This window comes from Tardiphaga sp. OK245 (assembly GCF_900108575.1).
Classification (GTDB): domain Bacteria; phylum Pseudomonadota; class Alphaproteobacteria; order Rhizobiales; family Xanthobacteraceae; genus Tardiphaga; species Tardiphaga robiniae.
Genome location: NZ_FNWZ01000007.1, coordinates 122,646 through 142,732, shown reverse-complemented (window position 1 = coordinate 142,732; position 20,087 = coordinate 122,646). Strand labels below are relative to the sequence as shown.

Annotated in this window: 20 protein-coding genes; 14 read left to right on the top strand and 6 right to left on the bottom strand. The window is 59.6% G+C overall.

Translation table 11 applies throughout. The features are described 5' to 3' along the window. Positions 1-132: 132 nt before the first annotated feature. Both BLW80_RS28305 and BLW80_RS28300 read right to left on the bottom strand, forming a co-directional pair. Positions 133-993: an IclR family transcriptional regulator gene (locus tag BLW80_RS28305; RefSeq protein ID WP_093761762.1), complete on the bottom strand. Its 861-nt coding sequence runs from the start codon at positions 991-993 to the stop codon at positions 133-135. 20 nt (positions 994-1,013) lie between these two features. Then, positions 1,014-1,445: an acyl-CoA thioesterase gene (locus BLW80_RS28300; RefSeq protein WP_170849837.1), complete on the bottom strand. Its 432-nt coding sequence runs from the start codon at positions 1,443-1,445 to the stop codon at positions 1,014-1,016. A 56-nt stretch (positions 1,446-1,501) separates the two neighbouring features. Between BLW80_RS28300 and BLW80_RS28295 the strand changes: the two genes are divergently transcribed. Continuing rightward, entirely contained in the window at positions 1,502-2,641 is a 1,140-nt protein-coding gene (locus tag BLW80_RS28295) for an FAD-dependent monooxygenase (RefSeq protein WP_093761760.1), read from the top strand. Beyond that, positions 2,638-4,266 (top strand): benzoate-CoA ligase family protein, encoded by a 1,629-nt coding sequence (locus tag BLW80_RS28290; RefSeq protein ID WP_093761758.1) that lies wholly within the window; start codon positions 2,638-2,640, stop codon positions 4,264-4,266. Before BLW80_RS28295 ends, BLW80_RS28290 begins: the two co-directional genes overlap by 4 nt. A gap of 38 nt (positions 4,267-4,304) precedes the next feature. Here BLW80_RS28290 and BLW80_RS28285 read toward each other — a convergent pair whose 3' ends face one another. Together BLW80_RS28285 and maiA are read right to left on the bottom strand one after the other, a co-directional pair. Continuing rightward, positions 4,305-4,865, bottom strand: a complete 561-nt coding sequence (locus BLW80_RS28285) for a MarR family winged helix-turn-helix transcriptional regulator (RefSeq protein WP_502688641.1) — start codon at positions 4,863-4,865, stop codon at positions 4,305-4,307. Next, entirely contained in the window at positions 4,831-5,463 is a 633-nt protein-coding gene (gene maiA, locus BLW80_RS28280; RefSeq protein ID WP_093761754.1) for a maleylacetoacetate isomerase, read from the bottom strand. Before maiA ends, BLW80_RS28285 begins: the two co-directional genes overlap by 35 nt. 105 nt (positions 5,464-5,568) lie before the next feature. Here maiA and gtdA point away from each other — a divergent pair, with 105 nt between their 5' ends. The 9 genes from gtdA to BLW80_RS30650 all read left to right on the top strand — a co-directional run bounded on the left by gtdA (position 5,569) and on the right by BLW80_RS30650 (position 14,335). Beyond that, positions 5,569-6,612 (top strand): gentisate 1,2-dioxygenase, encoded by a 1,044-nt coding sequence (gene gtdA / locus BLW80_RS28275; protein WP_093761752.1) that lies wholly within the window; start codon positions 5,569-5,571, stop codon positions 6,610-6,612. 15 nt (positions 6,613-6,627) lie between these two features. Beyond that, a complete protein-coding gene (locus BLW80_RS28270) occupies positions 6,628-7,332 on the top strand; it encodes a fumarylacetoacetate hydrolase family protein (protein ID WP_089266302.1) in 705 nt (234 codons plus the stop codon). A 73-nt stretch (positions 7,333-7,405) separates the two neighbouring features. Further along, positions 7,406-8,581, top strand: a complete 1,176-nt coding sequence (locus BLW80_RS28265; RefSeq protein WP_093761750.1) for an ABC transporter substrate-binding protein — start codon at positions 7,406-7,408, stop codon at positions 8,579-8,581. Between the two features lie 32 nt (positions 8,582-8,613). Next, complete coding sequence (locus BLW80_RS28260) at positions 8,614-9,480, top strand: branched-chain amino acid ABC transporter permease (protein WP_199488758.1); 867 nt, start codon at positions 8,614-8,616, stop codon at positions 9,478-9,480. Beyond that, complete coding sequence (locus BLW80_RS28255) at positions 9,473-10,501, top strand: branched-chain amino acid ABC transporter permease (protein WP_093761748.1); 1,029 nt, start codon at positions 9,473-9,475, stop codon at positions 10,499-10,501. The genes BLW80_RS28260 and BLW80_RS28255 overlap by 8 nt, the downstream gene beginning before the upstream one ends. Beyond that, a complete protein-coding gene (locus tag BLW80_RS28250; RefSeq protein ID WP_093761746.1) occupies positions 10,498-11,241 on the top strand; it encodes an ABC transporter ATP-binding protein in 744 nt (247 codons plus the stop codon). The genes BLW80_RS28255 and BLW80_RS28250 overlap by 4 nt, the downstream gene beginning before the upstream one ends. A 5-nt stretch (positions 11,242-11,246) precedes the next feature. After that, positions 11,247-11,954 (top strand): ABC transporter ATP-binding protein, encoded by a 708-nt coding sequence (locus tag BLW80_RS28245; protein WP_093761744.1) that lies wholly within the window; start codon positions 11,247-11,249, stop codon positions 11,952-11,954. A 178-nt stretch (positions 11,955-12,132) separates the two neighbouring features. Beyond that, a complete protein-coding gene (locus tag BLW80_RS28240; protein ID WP_093761742.1) occupies positions 12,133-13,860 on the top strand; it encodes a GMC family oxidoreductase in 1,728 nt (575 codons plus the stop codon). Between the two features lie 145 nt (positions 13,861-14,005). Beyond that, positions 14,006-14,335: a carboxymuconolactone decarboxylase family protein gene (locus BLW80_RS30650; RefSeq protein WP_093761740.1), complete on the top strand. Its 330-nt coding sequence runs from the start codon at positions 14,006-14,008 to the stop codon at positions 14,333-14,335. Positions 14,336-14,379: 44 nt separating this feature from the next. Here the strand turns inward: BLW80_RS30650 and BLW80_RS28230 are convergent, their stop codons facing one another. Then, entirely contained in the window at positions 14,380-15,960 is a 1,581-nt protein-coding gene (locus BLW80_RS28230) for a tyrosine-type recombinase/integrase (protein WP_093761738.1), read from the bottom strand. A 302-nt stretch (positions 15,961-16,262) separates the two neighbouring features. Between BLW80_RS28230 and corA the strand changes: the two genes are divergently transcribed. Next, the gene (gene corA, locus BLW80_RS28225) at positions 16,263-17,270 is read left to right on the top strand and encodes a magnesium/cobalt transporter CorA (protein WP_089266783.1); all 1,008 of its coding nucleotides are present in this window, start codon (positions 16,263-16,265) and stop codon (positions 17,268-17,270) included. A 12-nt stretch (positions 17,271-17,282) separates the two neighbouring features. Here corA and BLW80_RS28220 read toward each other — a convergent pair whose 3' ends face one another. Continuing rightward, positions 17,283-18,941, bottom strand: a complete 1,659-nt coding sequence (locus tag BLW80_RS28220; protein WP_093761736.1) for an FAD-binding dehydrogenase — start codon at positions 18,939-18,941, stop codon at positions 17,283-17,285. A gap of 256 nt (positions 18,942-19,197) precedes the next feature. Here BLW80_RS28220 and BLW80_RS28215 point away from each other — a divergent pair, with 256 nt between their 5' ends. Together BLW80_RS28215 and BLW80_RS28210 are read left to right on the top strand one after the other, a co-directional pair. Beyond that, positions 19,198-19,656: a Clp protease/crotonase-like domain-containing protein gene (locus BLW80_RS28215; protein ID WP_089266785.1), complete on the top strand. Its 459-nt coding sequence runs from the start codon at positions 19,198-19,200 to the stop codon at positions 19,654-19,656. A 242-nt stretch (positions 19,657-19,898) separates the two neighbouring features. Beyond that, the gene (locus BLW80_RS28210) at positions 19,899-20,060 is read left to right on the top strand and encodes a hypothetical protein (protein ID WP_244528478.1); all 162 of its coding nucleotides are present in this window, start codon (positions 19,899-19,901) and stop codon (positions 20,058-20,060) included. Positions 20,061-20,087 lie beyond the last annotated feature (27 nt).

Sequence of the window (20,087 nt, the reverse complement as noted above, 5' to 3'; positions counted from 1 at the left end):
CTTCTTCGATGTTGCCCCGCTCATTCATGCCGATCGAGCGAATTCATGGGCTTAGTCTATCTCTATGTCGAATTGGACAATGCAAAGGCAGAATCAAAAAGGGCAGCGCCGTCAAATGAGCGACAAGTCCAGCTAGGCAGCGCCAAGTTTTGCAGTGAGAGATCTGCAGACCGCTTGGAGTTTCTTGATGATGGCCTCGTCGTCCGAGCGAGCGAATGCTGGCGTTGCCAAGACTGTCGCAACCAAGGCGGCTCGTCCCTGGATATCGAGGATTGGAACGGCGGTGGCCCGCAAACCCGGTATCAATAACTCGTCCACCGACGCGTACATGTTCGCGAGTATACGTTTTCGTATTGAGCCGACATCGATTTTGGCGGCGTCTGCATTTTCGGTCTTGGCTCGTTCGATCGCGCCTTCAAATTCCTCGGCTCCCATGAAGCTCAGAAACGTATGCCCCGTCGCTGAGCCGAGGAGGGGCAGGACGGATCCGACTGAGAGCGAGGTAATGACGGGGATTCGGCCCGCATGCCATCGAACGATGGTCGGTCCAAGGGGACCAAGCGCGGCGACCAGTGTAGTCCGCCCAGTTGAGCGCGTGAATTCTGCGATGGCGGGATCGGCCTCGAGGAAGATGTCGGTTCGTGCGAGAGCTGCGAGTCCGATCTGGATCGCCTGGTGCCCCAGCTCGTAAAGCCCTGAAGGTGAGCCCTGACGAGCCATGCCGATGGCGATGAGACTCGACAGGTAACGATGTGCTTGGGAGGCGGAAAGCTCCGATCGTTTGGCGATCGCGCTCAATGTTGAAGGTTGCGATTCCGCGGTGAGCGCGGCCAACACACGAAATCCGACCTCAACCGACTGGATGCCCCGGCGGATCGCGGGCTTTGCTTTGGCTTCCAATGAGTCTTTGGCTTCGGCAATTGATCGCGATGTCTTCCCGGTCGCCTTGCCGCGCTTGGGTGAAAATGTAGCGGCGGGTTTCGGTTGTTTCATATCGTGATTTCTAGGGTCAATTAGGGCTTATCGGATGCATTGCATATCGCAAGGAATTCCGGGTCGATTGGTCCACCTTTGATCGATCCGTCGGCTGCGACAAGTGCCCATGCGCGAATTTCGTGCGCGTTTGCGACGGGGGTTCCGTTCGAACTCAAATGGTAATCCACGCGGAAGCGCCGCTCGCTCTCCTGGCGGACAATCGCTCTGATGACCAGCGTGTCGTCGTATCGAATAGGCGCCTTGAAGTCTGAATGAGCCTGAATAATTGGCGTCACAGCGCCAAACCGCTTGCGGAGTTCGCGCTGGTTTAAGCCATGAGATCGCAGGAAGCGCTGGAAGGTGCAGTCCAGCCAATAGAAATAGTTTGGGTAGAAAACGATGCCTGCTTCATCGCAATCCCCCCATTCGACTGTAAAGCCGGTTTCGAACATCGCTTGCTGTTCCTTCATTTTTTGTCTAATAGGCAATCAATTGTATAATATAAAAGCGGCTCTGGGAGAGAAAAATGCGCATTGCCGTACTGGGAGGAGGTCCGGCCGGCCTCTATTTTGCCTACCTTTTTAAGGTCAAGCATCCCGCCGCCGAGGTCGAGGTGTTCGAGCAGAACCCCGCCGATGCGACGTGGGGTTTCGGTGTCGTCTTTTCCGAGCAGGCTCTTGATTTTTTACGTGCGGACGATCCCGAGACGGTCGACGCCATCGCGCCGCGGATGGAGAGCTGGAAGAACATCACGCTTAATCTTTGCGAACGCACGATCGATATAGATGGCGTAGGGTTTTCGTCGATCGGACGGCTCGAACTACTCAAACTGTTGCAGGAACGTGCGCGCGGTGCTCACGTCAAGCTGCATTACGACACCGTCGTGCCATCGCTTGACCGATTTGCCGGTTACGATCTGATTGTCGCCGCCGACGGGCTCAATTCGCTCGTTCGCCGGACCTTCGAGGGCGATTTTGGCAGTTCGCTCTCCTATTCCAGCAATAAATTCGCCTGGTATGGCACGACGAAGCGGTTCGAAACGTTGTCGCAGACCTTCATCTCCACCGAGCATGGCGCGTTCAATGCGCATCACTATCGGTTTTCGCCGACGATGAGCACGTTTCTAGTCGAGTGCGACCGCACGACCTGGCAGCGTTACGATTTTGCCAATAAGACGATCGAGGAGTCAAAATCAGTCTGCGAGCAGGTCTTTGCCGCTACGCTCGATGGCCATCCGCTTATTTCGAACAAGTCGGTTTGGCGAAACTTTCCGTGGGTTTGGAACGAGCACTGGTCCTTCAAGAATATGGTGCTCATCGGCGATGCGCTGCATTCGGCGCACTTCTCGATCGGATCCGGCACACGGCTGGCGATCGAGGATGCGATCGCGCTCGTCAAGGCGTTGGATGCGGAGTCGGATATCGCAGCGGGACTGGCGCGCTATGAGACCGAGCGCAAGCCGATCGTAAAAAAGCTCATCGCCGCTGCGCGCACCAGCTCCGATTGGTACGAGAAATTCCCCGAACACATGAAGCTTGGCATGATGGATTTTGCTTACAGCTACATCACGCGGTCCGGTCGTGTCGATGATGATCGGCTGCGAAAGATGTCGCCGTCATTCATGGCGCAATACGACGAGGCGCAACGGGGGGAGGGCACACGATGAGCAAGCCGCAGGACGGTCTCATCATCAACGATCAGGTGCCGCTTGACAGCGTCGGCGCCTGCGAAATCGGCTTTTCCATTCCCGCTCGCTACAATGCAAGCCAAATCCTGTTTGACAATCTCACCGCTGGACGAGGCGACCGGGTCGCTGTCATCGGGCTATCTGGTACGCGCACTTATCAGGAGCTGTGCGCAGACGCCTGCAAGTGGGGAAATGGATTTCGATCGCTTGGCCTGCAGCGAGGCGATCGGGTCTTGCTGTTTCTCGACGATACCCCGGCATATCCGGCGGCATTTTTCGGTGCCGTGCGTGCGGGATTCGTCCCATTGCTCATCAATACCCTTACGCCGCCTGACCTGCTGCAGTTCTACCTGTCGGACTCCGGGGCAAGCGTTGCCGTCACGGATGCTGCCTTCGGTGCCATATTCAATGAAACGGCTTGCCGCGACACCGCGCTACGCACGCTGATCGTAGTCAATGGAACGGCTGAGGCAGGGTCCGTTGCGACTCGGCTTGCGTCCGAGCAGTGGTTGGCAGGATTTTCGGATGAATTGGCTGAGGCGGACACGCATCGGAACGAGATGGCGTTCTGGATGTACTCATCCGGATCGACAGGTCGACCCAAGGGGATCGTTCACCTACAGCACGATATGGCGTACAGTGAAGCAGCCTTCGCCCGTGATATCCTCAAGCTGTCACAGGTCGATATCTGTTTCTCCGTGCCGAAGATGTTCTTCGCCTACGGGTTCGGCAACTCGGTGACGTTCCCGTTCTCGGTCGGCGCTGCCGCTCTGCTGCTGCCTGGGCAGCCGAAGCCGGATGCGATCTTTGCGGCGGTCGAGCAATTCCGTCCGACCGTTTTCTTCGGATTGCCGACGCTTTACACAGCGCTGACAAAAGCCGCGGGCGCGGCAAAGCATGATTTCTCCTCGCTGCGTCTGTCATTGTCTGCCGCCGAAGTCCTGTCGGCGGACGTCTTCAAGGAATGGAAGACATTGACGGGACTTGAGATCGTCGAGGGCCTTGGCTCGACGGAGGTGCTCCATATCTATCTGTCGAACCGCCCCGGCGCCAAGAAGCTGGGGTCGGCAGGTCAGCGCGTTCCCGGCTACGAGATCGCGCTGAAGGACAAGGACGGAGAGACGGTTGCTGATGGCGAGGAAGGCATTCTATGGGTGCGGGGCGACTCCAACACTCCACTATATTGGAACAGGCCGGATAAGACGGCGGAAACGATACGTGAGGGCGGCTGGATCTACACCGGCGACAGATTCGTGCGCGATAGCGAGGGATTTCACTTTTTCCGCGGTCGCGCGGATGATCTCATCAAGGTGTCGGGGCAGTGGGTCTACCCGTTGGAAGTCGAGCTGTGCTTGGCGGAACATCCCAACGTTCGTGAATGCGCAGTGCTTGCGGTCGAGCTCGCCGATCGTCGGATGAGCCTGAAGGCCGTTGTCGTGATGGATGTCAACGATTTCGACGCGGCTGAGGCGACCCAAATGCTGCAGAGTTTCGTCAAGGAGAGGCTGCTACCGTACAAATATCCGCGTGAAGTGCAGTTTGTGAGCGAGCTTCCGAAAACGGGGACAGGAAAGATCGATCGTCAGGCGCTTTTGAGACTATAGCGACGGATGAGACGAAACGGATCAGCTAACCGCAGGACTCAGCCCAGTTTGTTCAGATGTTGCATCACGTCATCTACGCGCATCGGAGCGCGTGACACGTCGTTGTTCAAGTCCACAAGCTGGGTCAGGAGTTTGAGCAAGGCCTGCCGGTCGGTCGGAGAGAGGGGCTTCAACATGCGGGTTTGCGCCTGTGCAACCAGCGGCTCGACGTTGCGAAGCTCGCTGGCTCCAGCTTTTGTCAGATGCAGCAGTTTGACGCGCTTGTCGTCGGGGCCCGATTTCCGCTCAAGAAAGCCCTTTGTTTCCAGGCGTTCGATGACACTTCCGAGTGTTGAACGATCGAACGCGATGAGTGCCGACAAACGCGTGGCGTCGATGCCCGGATGGGCCCGAATACCGACAAGCGCCGCGTATTGAACTGGCGTCAGATCAACCGCCTGGCACTCTTCCATGAAAGCGGCAACCGCAATTTGCTGCATGCGCCGAAACAGGTAGCCTGGCTTCTTGTAGACGTCATCCATCGCAGCGGATGACGGGGGGGATGCACCGCCGTTGAATACTGGCTTATTCAGCGTCGTGTTGTTTTTCTGGCGCGGCATCGGAGAAAGCCTTTAGTTCCGCGGCGGCGGATGCCACGGCTTTTAGACGAGGAAACCTAGCAAGGTCCACGCCAAAACGCTTGGCATTGGCGAGCTGTGGAATAAGGCAGATGTCGGCGAGCGTGGGAGATGCGCCAAAGCAGAACGGACCTGTCTCGCCTGCGATGAGAGCTTCGCATGCAGTGAGTCCCTCTTGGTTTGCCCACGCAGCCCACTCCGTGACGACCGTTTCAGTCAAACCAAGTTGTCGCAGGCGTGCAAGCACCTTGAGATTCTGCACTGGATGTGTGTCGCAGGCGAGCACCATGGCGAAGCTACGAACCCGCGCGCGTTGCAGCGGATCTTGCGGCAGCAGTGATGGATCGGGATAGGTCTCGTCGAGCCATTCGATGATGGCGATCGATTGGGTCAGTAGGTCGCCTGTTGCGTTGCGAAATGTCGGCACGAGGCCTTGCGGATTCATGGCGAGATAGGCGCTGCTGCGCTGCTCTCCGTTGCGCAAATGATACGAAAGATGCTGTGCGGTCAGCCCCTTGAGATTGAGGGCGATCCTGACGCGATATGAGGCGCTGCTGCGGAAATAGCCGTGTAGTTCCATCTAGCCCTCCCATTTTCGATATCACGCTTTTGAAAAGCTTGACTGACAGTATGCGTTTTGTCAGTATACTGTCAAATAAGTGAGAAGAACGACGGGAGGCTGTCTATGGACAACGCCATTCAAAAAACGCCGGAACGAGAATCGTTTTACCGCAAGATCGACGGTGAAAACCTGTCAGCGCTGTGGAATGTGATGGGCGATCTTATTACGCCCGAACCCAAGAGTGCTTGTCGGCCCCATCTTTGGAAGTTTGACGACATCCGCGCCTATATGATGGAGGCGGGAAAGCTCATCACGGCGAAGGAAGCGGAGCGCCGCGTTCTCGTTCTCGAGAATCCGGGTCTGCGTGGCCAATCCAAAGTCACGACCTCGCTTTACGCCGGCGTTCAGATGGTGATGCCGGGGGAGGTGGCGCCCGCCCATCGCCATAGTCAATCCGCACTGCGGTTCGTTCTGGAAGGCGAGGGCGCTCATACTGCCGTTGATGGCGAGCGAACCATGATGGCGCCGGGTGACTTCGTCATCACGCCCTCAATGAAGTGGCACGATCACGGCAATCAGGCGTCGGAGCCGATGTTCTGGCTCGATGGTCTGGATATCCCAATGGTGCAGTTCTTCGATGCCTCCTTCGCGGAGGGGCTCGAGGAGGACGAGCAGAAAGTCACTCGTCCTGTCGGGGACAGCTTCGCGCGTTATGGCCGCAACCTGCTGCCGGTCGATCTAAAGCGCACCGCGAAAGCCTCGCCGATCTTCAACTATCCATATTCATATACGCGCGAGGCGCTCGAAGCGGCGAAGGCTCACGATGAGTGGGATGCCTGCCACGGTCTCAAGCTGAGATTCTCGAATCCCGTGACGGGCGATTTCGCGATGCCGACCATCGGCACCTTCATTCAACTTCTGCCCAACGGCTTCAAGACCGCAAGATACCGTTCCACGGACGCCACAGTATTTGCGCCGATCGAAGGTCGGGGTCGTTCGCGGATCGGTGATCAAACCTTCGAGTGGGGGCCGCGAGATCTGTTCGTCGTGCCAAGTTGGCAGTGGGTGACTCACGAAAGCGACGAGGATGCAGTTCTCTTCAGCTTCTCGGATCGGCCGGTTCAGCAGAAGCTTGATCTGTTTCGCGAAGACCGCGGCAACGCGTGATTTAGGACGCCAATGATGACTGATTTTGTTTTTGCGCCTCCGGCGATTGCTTCCGTCGCGGTAGCCGGCGACTCCGCCCGCTTTCCGGTGCGACGCATCTTTTGCGTCGGCCGAAATTATGCCGCGCATGCCCGTGAAATGGGGAAAGATCCGGATCGCGAGCCGCCGTTCTTCTTCACCAAGCCCAGCGACGCGGTGGTGGATAACGGCGAGACGATTCCCTATCCGCCGGAAACCGCAAACCTGCACTACGAGATCGAACTGATCGTCGCGATCGGCAAGGGAGGCTTCAGTATTTCAGCCGCCTCCGCGCTTGATCACGTGTTCGGTTATGGCGTCGGCATCGATCTGACGCGGCGCGACCTGCAATTCGAAGCGCGTGATAAGGGTAGGCCGTGGGATTGGGGCAAAGCATTCGATCACTCGGCGCCTATCGCGCCGTTGCATCGCGTCGATGGCTCGTTCCGGCCCAATGCTGGCCGCATCTGGCTCGCCGTTAACGGCGATGTAAAGCAGGACGCTGACCTCGCCGAGCTGATCTGGCCGGTGCCAGACATCATTGCCGTTCTGTCGCGCTCGATGGTCCTCAAGCCCGGTGATCTGGTGATGACCGGAACGCCCGCCGGCGTGGGCGCCATCGTCACCGGCGACAAGGTCACCGGCGGTATTGCCGGTCTCGGCCAGATCGACATCACGATTGGAAAGCCGATCGCCTCGTAGGCCATCGTTGCCCGACAAGTTATTCATTTGGCAGTCGCCCGTTCAAAAAGAGGCGCTGCGGAGGGAGGGGACCATGAGAAAGACAACGCTCTTATTGTGTGCCGCGGGTTTCCTCGCAGGTGCAAACGCGCATGCCCAGCAGCCGATCAAGATCGGATTCATTTCGACATTTTCCGGTCCGTCGGGGCAGTTGGGACAGGAGCTGCTGGACGGGTTCAAGCTTGGCCTGAAGAGTTCTGGAGGCAAGCTCGGTGGCCGGTCGGTCGAAATTATCCAGGGCGACGATCAGGCAAAGCCTGACGTCGGTCGCCAGCTTGCCGACAAGATGGTCGAGAGCGATCGCGTGCAGATTGTCACAGGCATCACCTTCTCCAACGTGATGCTGGCGGTTGCCAAACCGGTCCTCGATGCAGGCGCCTTCGTGTTCAGCATCAATGCCGGGCCCTCGCAATATGCCGGCAAGCAGTGCAACGCGCGCTACTTCAATTCGGCATTCCAGAACGACACATTGCCCGAGGCGATGGGGCTTTATCTGTCCAACAAGGCCAAGCGCGTCTATCTGATGGCACCGAACTATCCGGCGGGCAAAGACTACCTCACGGGCTTCAAGCGCACTTTCAAGGGCGAGGTTGCCGGCGAGGTCTATACGGCATTCGGCCAGCTCGACTACGCCGCCGAAATCTCGCAATTGCGCTCGGTCAAGCCGGACGCCGTGTTCTTCTTCTATCCTGGCGGAATGGGTATCAATTTCGTCAAGCAGTATGCCCAGGCCGGCCTGGCCAATATCATCAAGCTCTACGGGCCATCGTTCTCGCTCGACCAGACCGTGCTGCCCGGTATGGGAGAGGCGGCCGTCGGCGCCTTTGCCTCCACGTTCTGGACGGAAGACTTCGACAACCCGGTGAGCAAGATGTTTACGGCGGATTTCGAGGCCGCGTATGGCCGTCTGCCGTCTCCCTACGCCGCCAATGCGTTTGATGGCGCGCGCCTGCTGAATGCCGCGCTGGCATCGATCGACGGCAAGATCGAGGACAAGGCTGCGTTCCAGAAAGCTCTGGAGGCGGTCACGTTCGACTCGCTACGCGGCAAGTTCAAGTTCAACACCAACCATTACCCGATCCAGGACGCCTACCTCGCCGAGATCGTCAAGGACGGCAAGGGCCGGCCGGTCATGAAGCGCGGCGAATTGATCAAGGCGGATCTGGCGGACTTCCATGTCTCCGATTGCGCCATGAAGCCGGCGCAGTAGCGGTCTTTGATCTGGAGTTTGACGCGATGGGGCTGACGCTGATTGTCGAACAGTCGCTCAATGGCGTTCAATTGGGCGTCCAGCTGTTCCTGATGGCGGCCGGGCTGACGCTGGTGTTCGGCATCATGAACATGATCAACCTGACTCATGGATCGTTGTTCATGATCGGCGCCTTCGCTGCCGCCACGATTCTGGCCCGCACGGGAAGCTTCGCGCTCGCCGTGGCGCTGGCCGTGCCGGCGACGGCGCTGGCCGGAGCCTTGCTCGAGGCGGTTGTGCTCAGGCGGTTCTATCACCGCGGCCATCTCGATCAGGTGCTGGTGACGTTCGGGCTGATCCTCGTTCTCAACGAACTGACCAAGATGGTGTGGGGGCCCGTTCCTGTCCCCATGCCGCTGCCGTCGGCCCTGGCATCGTCGGTGCAGTTGATGCCGGGCCTGATCTATCCGAGTTTCCGTCTCGTCATTCTCGCGGCCGGTCTGCTGGTCGCGGCGGGCTTGTATCTTGTGGTGTCGCACACGCGCGTCGGCATGTGGGTCCGCGCAGGCGCGAGCAACCGTGACATCGCGTCGGCCATGGGCGTTAATGTCGAGCTGATCTTCTCGCTGGTTTTCGCGGCCGGCGCCGCGCTGGCAGGCCTTGCGGGCATGATGGCGGGACCGATCAGTGCGGTTCAGGTCGGCATGGGCGAGCCCGTGCTGATCCTGGCGCTGGTCGTCACCGTGATCGGTGGCATCGGCTCGATCAAGGGCGCGTTAATTGCAGCCGTTTTGGTCGGGGTCGTCGACACGTTCGGCCGCGTGCTGCTGCCACCCGCGCTCGGCAGCATGCTGATTTTCGTGCTGATGGCGGTCATTCTGGCTTTGCGCCCACGGGGGTTGTTTCCGGTCCATGGCTGACAGTGCGCTCCATTCCGTCGTCGAAGCGACGCCGTCGCCGCGGTTCGCCGGCGTCACGCCGATAGCGATCCTGATTTTGTTGTTCGCGGCATTACCGCTAGTGGCATCGCTGACCGGCAATCCGTTCCTGCTCAAGATCGGCACCCGGGTCATCGTGTTCGCGCTGGCCGCGATCGCACTGAACATCGTTCTCGGATTCGGCGGACTTGTCAGCCTTCTGCATGCGGGTTTGTTCGGCATCGGCGGATATGTCGTCGGCATCCTCGCCTTCCAGGCCGAGGCCGGCGAACCGCTTTTCGGCTTCATTCCCGGCTCGACCGAACTTGCCGTCGTGCTGCCCGCGGCCATCTGCGTCTCGGCGCTGGCCGCCGCAGTCATGGGCGTGGTGTCGCTGCGGACCGGGGGGGCCTATTTCATCATGATCACGCTCGCTTTCAACCAGATGCTTTATTACTTCTTTGTCGCCTTGCAGAAGTATGGCGGCGAGGACGGGTTGCAGATCAACGGCGACATCACGCTGTTCGGATATCCTGCGATGGCACGGGTGCCGTTCTATCTCGGATGCGTTATCGCTCTCGGCGTTGTGCTGGTGGTGCTGCAGCGCCTGGTTGGGAGCAGGTTCGGCGTCGTCCTGCGCGCCTCGTCGCAGAATCAACGGCGACTGGCGGCGCTCGGCATCCCGCCGTTGCGCTATCAACTGGCGGCTTTTGCGATCTCCGGTGCCATCGCCGGCCTTGGTGGCGGTTTGTTGGCTGCCGGGCAGCAGTTCATCAGCCCGTCGGAAATGTCCTGGGTCCGCTCCGGCGACCTCGTAGTCATGTGCGTGCTGGGCGGCATGTCGACGGTCTGGGGTCCCTTGCTGGGCGCAGCGGTTTTCCTGGTGCTCGAAATCGTGCTTTCCGGATGGACGGTCTACTGGCAACTCGGCTTCGGCCTGATCATCATCGGCATCGTTGTCCTGTTACGCGGCGGTTTGACCGACCTGCTGCGCATGGCGTTCGAAACGGGGCGCCGGCCATGAGCGACGCGTTGCTGCAGGTGACCGGCCTGGTGAAGCGCTTCGGCGGACTGGTCGCGACCGACCATCTGGATCTGCATGTCGCCGATCGCGAGACGCTGGCGCTAATTGGTCCCAACGGTGCTGGCAAGACCTCGCTGATCTCGCAATTGCAGGGCGACCTGACGCCTGACGCGGGGTCGATCCTGTTCGATGGCCGCGATGTCACGCGCGAACCGTCTCACCGCCGCGCACATGCCGGCCTGGCGCGCTCGTTCCAGATTTCCTCGGTGTTCCCGCAGTTCAGCTTGCGCGACAATGTGGCCGTCTCGGTGCAGGCGCGACAGGGACATAGCTTCCGCTTCTGGCGCGGCACGCATACCGATCCGGCTCTGACCGGCCCGGCGCAAGAGATGCTCGACGCCGTCGGGCTCGGCAGAACCAATCGTTGCGCTGGCGATGTTTCGCATGGCGAGCGCCGCCAACTCGAATTGGCGATGGCGATGGCGATGCGGCCGAAACTTCTTTTGCTCGACGAACCGATGGCAGGCATGGGCCGCGAAGATAGCGCGCGCATGACGTCGCTGCTTCTGCGCCTGAAATCGCGCTATTCGATCCTGCTGGTCGAGCACGACATGGACGCCGTATTCAGGCTCGCAGACCGCGTCACCGTGCTGGTTGCCGGAAAAGCGATCGCGACAGGCGCGCCGGGTCACATCCGGTCGGATCCGGCCGTACGCGCGGCCTATCTCGGGCACAGGTAGTTCGTATGCTTCTCGATGTCGCCAACATTCACGCTGCCTATGGCCAAAGCCAAGTGCTGTTCGGCATATCGTTGTCCATTGCGGCAGGCGAGGTCGTCACATTGCTCGGCCGCAACGGCATGGGTAAGACGACGACGGTCCGGACGATCTGCGGTCTGCTGCCCATAACATCCGGGTCGATCGCGATCTCGGGCCAGGCTATAAGCCAGCTTCGACCGCACCGAATCGCGCGGCTCGGCGTCGGGCTCGTGCCGGAAGGGCGTCACATCTTTCCCAATCTATCGGTGCGAGAAAACCTGCTGATGGCCGAGGCTAATCCAGGTGGCCTACCGGATGCCTGGACGATGGCGAAGGTTATCGAGTTCTTTCCCAGGCTGGGCGAGCGGTTGTCCAATGGCGGCGGCCAATTGTCCGGCGGCGAGCAGCAGATGCTGGCGATCGGGCGCGCCTTGATGACGAATCCGCAATTGCTCGTACTCGATGAAGCCACCGAAGGGCTGGCCCCCGTGATCAGGGAAGAAATCTGGCGGCGGCTGATCGACCTGAAGGAGCTCGGGCTGGCAATGTTGATCATCGACAAAGAGGTTGATGCTTTGTCGACCTTCGCCGATCGGCATTACGTCGTCGAAAAAGGAACCGTCATCTGGAGCGGGAGCAATCAGGCGCTGGCCGACGACTCCGCGATCCGCGAGCGATTTCTTGGCATCGGATAGCCGGAAAGAGACTTGGCAGGCGCATAAACGGCTCGCAAGTACCGATGGCTCTATCATCGAAAGCGTGTGTTGGCATTGCACAATGAGAAATCCGTTTGACATTAGGCGAAACGCTATGGAAGGTTGAACATAACTAGACCGGCAAAAAATAGCTGGGAGTAGTTCAGGGAGGTGTCGCATGCGTGAAGTCGATACATCGCAACAGGCACTTGCAGGTCTGGAGCGAGCCTTTCTCAACCGCTCAATCGACCGCCGCGCTTTCCTCACTATGGCTGTCGCAGCGGGGTTGTCATCGGTCGGCTTGGCTGCGCTGGCCGATCAACTCGAGGATATTCGCGCCAATCAAAACGACCGCAGACGAAAACTCTCGTCGAGCTATGACTATATCGTCTGCGGTTCGGGAAGCGCTGGCTCGGCATTGGTCGGCCGCCTGGCAAGCGACAACTCCATCAGTATATTGCTCATCGAGGCTGGGGACTGGGATACGGCGCCGTCGGTCTCGAACCCCGCGCTCTGGTTTACGAACCTCGGCACCGAGCGCGATTGGGGCGTTATATCGGAGCCCTCCGACAGCGTGAACGGTCGGGCGATTCCCGAACACATGGGCCGGGTGGTTGGGGGTGGAAGCAGTATCAACGCGACGATCTGGGCGCGCCCCTTCAAGGCTGATCTCGATCATTGGGCTGACGTCACCGGCGACCCAGGCTGGAGCTACGAGCAAGGCCTCGCCATTTTTCGAAAGGCCGAAGACTGGCAGGGGGCGCCGGATGCCCGCTACCGCGGCAAGGGCGGCCCGGTCTGGTGCCAGTCAGCAGCCGATCCTTCGCCGCTCGCGCCGGCGTTGCTGGACGCAGCGCGTGAGCTCGGGCACGAGGTTCTGTCGGACCAAAACGGAGCCCGAGAAGAGGCGAGCGGTGGCTTCGCCCTGATGAACCAGATCATCCGCGACGGACAGCGCCAGAGCATGGCGCGTTCCTATCTCTATCCGGTGCTGGGTCAAAGCAACGTGACGCTGCTGACAAATGCGGAAGTCCACAGGCTGGTCCTGGTTGGCGACCGTGTCACCGGCGTCGAGGTCGAGTTCGACGGCAAAATCACGACTATCAGCGCTGGCAGGGAGGTCGTACTTTGCGCCGGTGGCATGAACAGCGCCAAAATCCTCATGCTCAGCGGCATCGGCAACGAAGATGATCTCAAGTCTCATGGAATCAAGACCGTCGCCAACCGAAAAGAAGTGGGACGAAACTTCCACGATCATATCCTGCACGGTGGTTGCCTGTGGGAGGCACCGCAGCAAATGGAGTTGCGCAATAGCGGCGCCGAAGTGGCCGGCTTCTGGAAAACGAGCGCAAGCCTTTCCTCGCCCAATATCAACATCGTCCAGATCGAACTGCCATATGCCAGTGAAGTCATCGCGAAACGATACGCGCCGCCGGCAACGACATGGGCCCTCTGCGCCGGGCTAGTCGCACCCAAGAGCCGTGGCACACTGCGCCTCAAATCAGCCAATCCTGCCGACAAGCCGATCGTCGAGGCAAACTTTCTCGGGCATCCCGATGACGTGGCAACGCTTGCAGCGGGCATCGAGCTTTGCCGCGAACTCGGCAACTCCGCGGCCATGAAGGCGTTCGCGAAACGCGAGGTCGCACCGGGCAAGAGACTTGCCGGCCGAGAAATGACCGATTTCATTCGCGATGGCGCCACGACCTATTTTCATGAGGTCGGCACTTGCCGGATGGGCAAGGACGAGGAAGCCGTGGTTGACTCAAAACTACGCGTCAATGGCGTGCGCAATCTTCGCATTGCCGACGCATCCGTGATGCCGCGTATTCCCGGAGTTGCGACAATGGCAACCTGCGTGTTGATTGGTGAGCGGATGGCGCAGATCCTTATTGAGAAGGCTTGAAACCCGACCATCGGCGTGGGAGCGGCGCTCGCGAATGCGATCTACAATGCGACGGGTGTCCGGGTGAGGGACTATCCCATTACGCTCGACAAGCTTCTCGACCGCATGCCGGTGGTGGGATGATCGTACGCAAGGGATACCTGCGATGAAGATTATCGCATTATCGCTCGCGGCGCACGGCCTGACCGCAGTGCCAGTTTCCGCGCAGGATAAGTCTCGTGCGGCGCCGCCGGACATGCAGGCGCTCGCGCTCGCTCTGGCGGACTACACCGATACACTGCTGTTCGGCGATGTCTGGAAGCGAACGGGACTGTCGTTCCGGGATCGCAGCCTCATCACCGTCTCAGCACTAATCGCCGGCGGCCGCATGGCGCGACGGCAGAACGCGACAATCATGCTATCAGAACCAGGCGTCTATTCGAGTTATTCAGCCTTTTCGAACAATTTGCCTCGCTTCGAAAGCAGGTCCAACTGAAGGATAAAGAAGGGCGACCGCTCGGCGACGGGCTCTACTGCCTGTCAGTACTTCGCAATCACAAGTTCCTCACCTTCATGCCGCAAGGCGAGGGCCACTGCTTCTCCGAATTTACGCCGCTCCCGCTCATAAGCAGCGATGAGGGCCTTTGTCCACAACGCCATACCTTCCGCCTTTAAATCGATCTTCTGCGAGCGGCTATAATGCTGCTCTGTAACGGGAGCGAGCTTCTCGCGCTCATCCATTCGCGAAGTACTGCTCTTGTGCCCGAGGATAGCGGTGGCCGCCCCTCCCAACCTGCGGTCGTCTAGATACGTTGCCAAGGTTCGTCTGCAATCATGCAGCGTAAAGGGCCGGACTTCAAAATGTTCAAATAGGTTCGGCCTATGCTTCTTGGGACGGGGCTTGGGACCAGGTTTTCCTCCGCGAGGGGGCTTCTGCTTCACCGTGTGATCGTAGACGCGGCCCTGCAGCCTGTGCATAAGCAAGGTGAGGGCCGAAGGCGTGACGTGTTTAGCTGGCGTCCGAGCCGGAAACATCCACGGTGAGATGCCCCCAGCCTGCTTGTGGAATTTATTCAGTATCCGGAGAGTTTCTGGCGGCAGTGGTAGAGAGTGTGGGCGTCCGCCGTCGCGTCCACCCTTCATCTCCTGAGCAGTCCAGTTCGCAATCTGCCAGCCACGCAATTTCCTATGAAGTTTCGCGGCGTCGAACAGTCGATCGTTTCGCAGCTGCAGGAATGCGCCTGTTCGTTGCCCCGTCAGGGCTACTCCCCACAACGCGCCTAGTGTGCCGGGATAAGTGTCATGTTCGCCGTCAGCAAGGTGCGTATAGGTTTCCGCAATTGCCAGGGTGCGAGCGATCTCGTCCAGGGTCGGCTCGTGTGTTCGAGCGCGCGTCTTGTACTCGAATGACCACCTAAGCCACCATTCGTGTTGCACGTCATCTAGCCCCGCTCTGGTCGCATGGAAGCGCCACGCCCAGCTGAGCATCTTTTTTGATTGCGTTAGAGCGCGATGGACTGCGGAGGGAGCATGCGCAAGGAAGATCGCGTCGCGTAACTTTTCTAGATCGCGAAGTTTGATTTCGGATACGAGTTTTCCGTTTATCGTGCCGAATTCAGGTAGACGAAGGTAATGTTCATAGGCCTTGCGGTACTTCTCCTTTAGCTTCGGAAGCTTCTCCTGAAGAAACCGGTTGGTTAGCGTCGCCCAAGTCCAATTGGGCGCCTCTGGAATCGTCCTCGCTTTTTCGCGCTGCGCGATGCCGTGCTCGACAATCGTTTGCAATTGATCGGGCTTCAAATCTGGGCTGGAGACGAAACTGATGAGAACCTTCGCGAATTGCTTCAAGTCGACCTGTCGGTCCGCAGCAAGCCTAATCTGCTCGGCATAATAACGTGCGTCCTCTAGTGAAAGATAATGAGCTTCGCCGAGCCGCAGCGTCGTCTCCCTCCTGCGCACGTACCAGACTGCTTTTCCCGGGATGATCCGCAGCGTAAGTCCGACTGTTTTTGTGTCCCCCAGTTCAAGCGTTTGCCTGCGACACTCCTCACTCGCGCTGTAGGCGATCGCACTGTCTACGTCGGACTGGATCAGTCGTCGCGACTTCCTTGAGTAAGACATCAATGCTCCGTACAACGATCATACAAATGCAGCTAAAATGACTATCCAAAGTTCTGTATGTGTTCCAGACTAGCAAAATACACATTATCTCGTAAATACAATAGTTTAAGACAGGATAGGGGCAGGTTGGGACGGTAAATGAATCGTTTTCCCAAGCTGCATACGAGGGTTCGATTCCCTCCGTCCGCTCCAGCCCCTTCATTCATTCCAGATGATCGGTGCCGCATGGCGATTGAACGGTTTGGCATCCCCGCCGTTCTTCAAAGGCGCCCGTTGCTGTTCGCACAACACAAGGTTCTTGCATGACGTTTCCCCTCTCAGCTGCAACCGCCGGCAATGTGCCCGGTGTTGTCGCCTCCAGCGTCTATGCCAATGGCCGCCGTGTTGCTGATATCCCCGTCGAGGAGGCGGGCGTCTGGGCGCAGAAGCCGGGCCATGTCGTCTGGATCGGACTGTTTGAACCGTCGCTTGAACTGCTCGAGAAACTGCGCGCGCAATTCGATCTGCATCCGCTCGCCATCGAGGACGCGCTGAAGTCGCATCAGCACCCCAAGGTCGAGCAATATGGCGAGGCGCTCTTCATCGTCGCGCGAACGGCGCAACTGGTCGATCAGACTGTTGCTTTCGGCGAGACGCATATCTTCTTGGGTAAAGGCTACGTCGTGTCCGTGCGCCATGGCGCCTCGACGTCCTATGCGTCTGTCCGCGAGCGATGCGAGGCTTGCCCGACCAACCTGACGCACGGCGAAGACTACATCCTCTACGCAATTCTCGATTTCATCGTCGACAACTATCGTCCTGTCATCGAATCCATCTTGTCCGAGATCGACGAGCTCGAGGATGGCGTCCTGCATCGCATGCTGACGCGGGCCGAATTCGAGCGGCTCTACAAGCTGCGCCGCGAGCTGCTGCGGCTGCGTCGCGCGGTCGGGCCGCTGGTCGATGTCTGTCATCGCCTAGAACATATCGATATTCTGTTCATCGACGATGACATGAAACCTCTGTTCCGCGATGTGCTGGATCACGTCAAACGCGCCGAAGAAGATATCGACTCGCTGCGCGAAGTGCTGGCCTTTGCCTTTGAAGCCAGCTTGATGTCAGGGCAGTCGCAGCAGACCGAGATTACCCGCCGGCTTGCGGCCTGGGCGGCGATCTTGGCGGTGCCGACGGCGATTGCCGGAATCTACGGCATGAATTTCGAACACATGCCGGAGCTGAAATGGGCTTACGGCTATTACGTCGTGCTGGGCGGCATCGCCGCGATCTGCGGTTACCTGTATACCCGCTTCAAGCGCAATGGATGGCTGTGACCGGCGAAGCGATCACCCCACCGCCTTCGCCGCCGATCGTCCCGCCGTCCGACCTGTGAACAGACAGCCGCCGAGAAACGTGCCTTCCAGCGAGCGATAGCCGTGCATGCCGCCGCCGCCGAAGCCGGCGGCTTCGCCGACCGCGTAGAGGCCGGGCATGATCTGGCCGTTGCTGCCGAATACGCGCGAGTCCAGGTCAGTCTCGAAACCGCCCAGCGTCTTGCGCGTCAGGATGTTGAGCCGCACCGCGATCAGCGGGCCCTGCGCGGGATCGAGAATGCGATGCGGCTTCGCGGTGCGGATCAGGCGGTCGCCGATATATTTGCGCGCATTGTGGATGTTCATCACCTGCGCATCCTTGACGTAGGGATTGGCCATGGTGCGGTCACGCGCCTCGATCTGCATGCGGATCTCATCGAGCTTCAGCAGATTGTCGCCGGTCAGTGCATTCATTGCGCTGACGAGGTCGTCGAGATTGTCGCGCACCACGAAGTCGATGCCGTGATCCTTGAAGGCTTCAACCGGCGCCGGCGCGCCCTTGTTGGTGGCACGGCGCGCGGTCATCAGCCAGCTCTTGCCGGTGAGGTCCGGGTTCTGCTCGGAGCCCGAGAGCGCAAATTCTTTCTTGATAATCGCCTGCGTCAGCACGAACCATGAATAATCATAGCCGGTGGACTGGATATATTGCAGTTGGCCGAGCGTGTCGGAGCCCGGAAACAGCGGCGCCGGCAGCCGCTTGCCGGTGGCGTCGAACCACATCGACGATGGGCCGGGCAGGATGCGGATGCCGTGTTTCGGCCAGATCGGATTCCAGTTCTCGATGCCCTCGACATAGTGCCACATGCGATCGCGATTGATCAGCCGCGCACCGGCGGCTTCCGTGATGCCCATCATGCGGCCGTCGACATGGGCGGGCACGCCGGAGATCATGCGCTTCGGCGGTTCGCCGAGGCGCTTCGGCCAGTTCTGGCGCACCAGATCATGATTGCCGCCGATGCCGCCGGAGGCGACGATCACGGCTTGCGCACGCAACGAGAAGTCGCCGATCACGTCGCGCGAGCTGCTTTCGCCGCGCTCGGTGTTGGCCGGTTCGAGGATCGCGCCGGTGACGCCATCGACAGTTCCGTTGGTCACGCTGAGCGCATCGACGCGGTGGCGGAACCTGAAACTCAGCAGGCCCTTCTTCTGTGCCTCGCGCGCACGCCGCTCGAACGGTTCGACGATGCCCGGTCCGGTGCCCCAGGTGACATGGAAGCGCGGAACCGAATTGCCGTGGCCCATCGCGTCATAGCCGCCGCGCTCGGCCCAGCCGACCACGGGAAACACACGGTGGCCCATGGCGCGCAGCCAGTCGCGTTTCTCGCCGGCCGCGAAAGCGACATAGGCTTCGGCCCAGCGCCGTGGCCAGAGGTCCTCATCGCGATCGAAGCCGGCCGTGCCATGCCAGTCCTGCATCGCAAGGTCATAAGAGTCTTTGATGCCAAGGCGCCGCTGTTCCGGCGAGTCGACGAAGAACAAACCGCCGAACGACCAGAACGCCTGGCCGCCGAGATTCTGCTCGCCTTCCTGATCGACCACGACAACGCGCTTGCCGGCGTCGGCAATTTCCGTAGCCGCGACAAGGCCCGCGAGTCCGCCGCCGACGACGATGACATCCGCATCAACGGCCATACTGTTTCCCCCATTTTGTTAATGGAGATTGAAGTCGGCACGGGAACTTTGGTCAACGGAAATTGCGCGCGAAGGGCGGCGCTGTTTCAGATTGATACCGCAAGGGAACGAGGTGCATCCCGCGCGCAACACTCGATTTGAATCGCATTGGAAGCGTCATGCTCGTCTGGACAAAGCCACGATCTGGCAACACGCTGACGATGCCCTGCATCACCAGGGCGCTCAGATTCGGGATCGACAGGTTTTGGGGCTGGACATGAAGTTCGTTACGGGTTTGCTGGCGGCGGTCTTGCTGTTCGCGGGCGTCGGGGCAAGTCACGCGGTGGTTCGGATCGCGGATGATCGTGGCGGACGGATCGGAACCTATGTCGACAGATATCAGGGATTGCGCACTTCCGGCGAAACCGTGATCATCGATGGCCTGTGCGCCTCGGCCTGCACGATCGTGCTCGGCGCGGTTCCGCGTGACCGGATCTGCGTCACCTCCAATGCCAATCTCGGCTTTCATGCGGCCTGGGACATGGGCGCCAATGGTCGCGCGGTGACCAACCCGGAAGCCACCCAGATGTTGTATTCGATGTATCCGACGCAGATCCGGCGCTGGATCTCCAAACGCGGCGGACTGAAGACGCAGATGATCTTCCTGCGCGGTCGCCAGCTGATGGGCATGTACAAGCCCTGTTACATGGACGCCCACGCCTCCAGCGCGCGCTAGAGCGTTTTCGAGCGAAGTGGATGCCGGTTCGCGTCAAGAAAACGCGTCAGAACAAAAAGCTAAAGGCCGATCTGGGTTTTATTCCATCAGCATGACGTGATGCCCTGCGGCGCCGGGAGCGCTTGCCCGCGCCGTCATCTCAGCCTATCTGGAACCTGGATGGCAGGCTCCTGAATGATCTCGGGTCTTGGCCGTTCTGAGATCGTCTGATGGTGCAGCCTTTATCGACGCCCGAGAGCACGATGCCCGCGTCCGAGCGGCCGTCACGGCTTGCGTCGGTCATTGTTGCATCGGCCGCGGCATTCGTGGCGCTCCTTGTGGTGGGCGCCATCGGGCTGTGGGCACATTACGGCACGGCCGTATTTTTCGAGATGATCAAGACTGGCATCGCCGCCTGCATGTGATCGGCTGCCAAGGGTAATTCAGGGGAC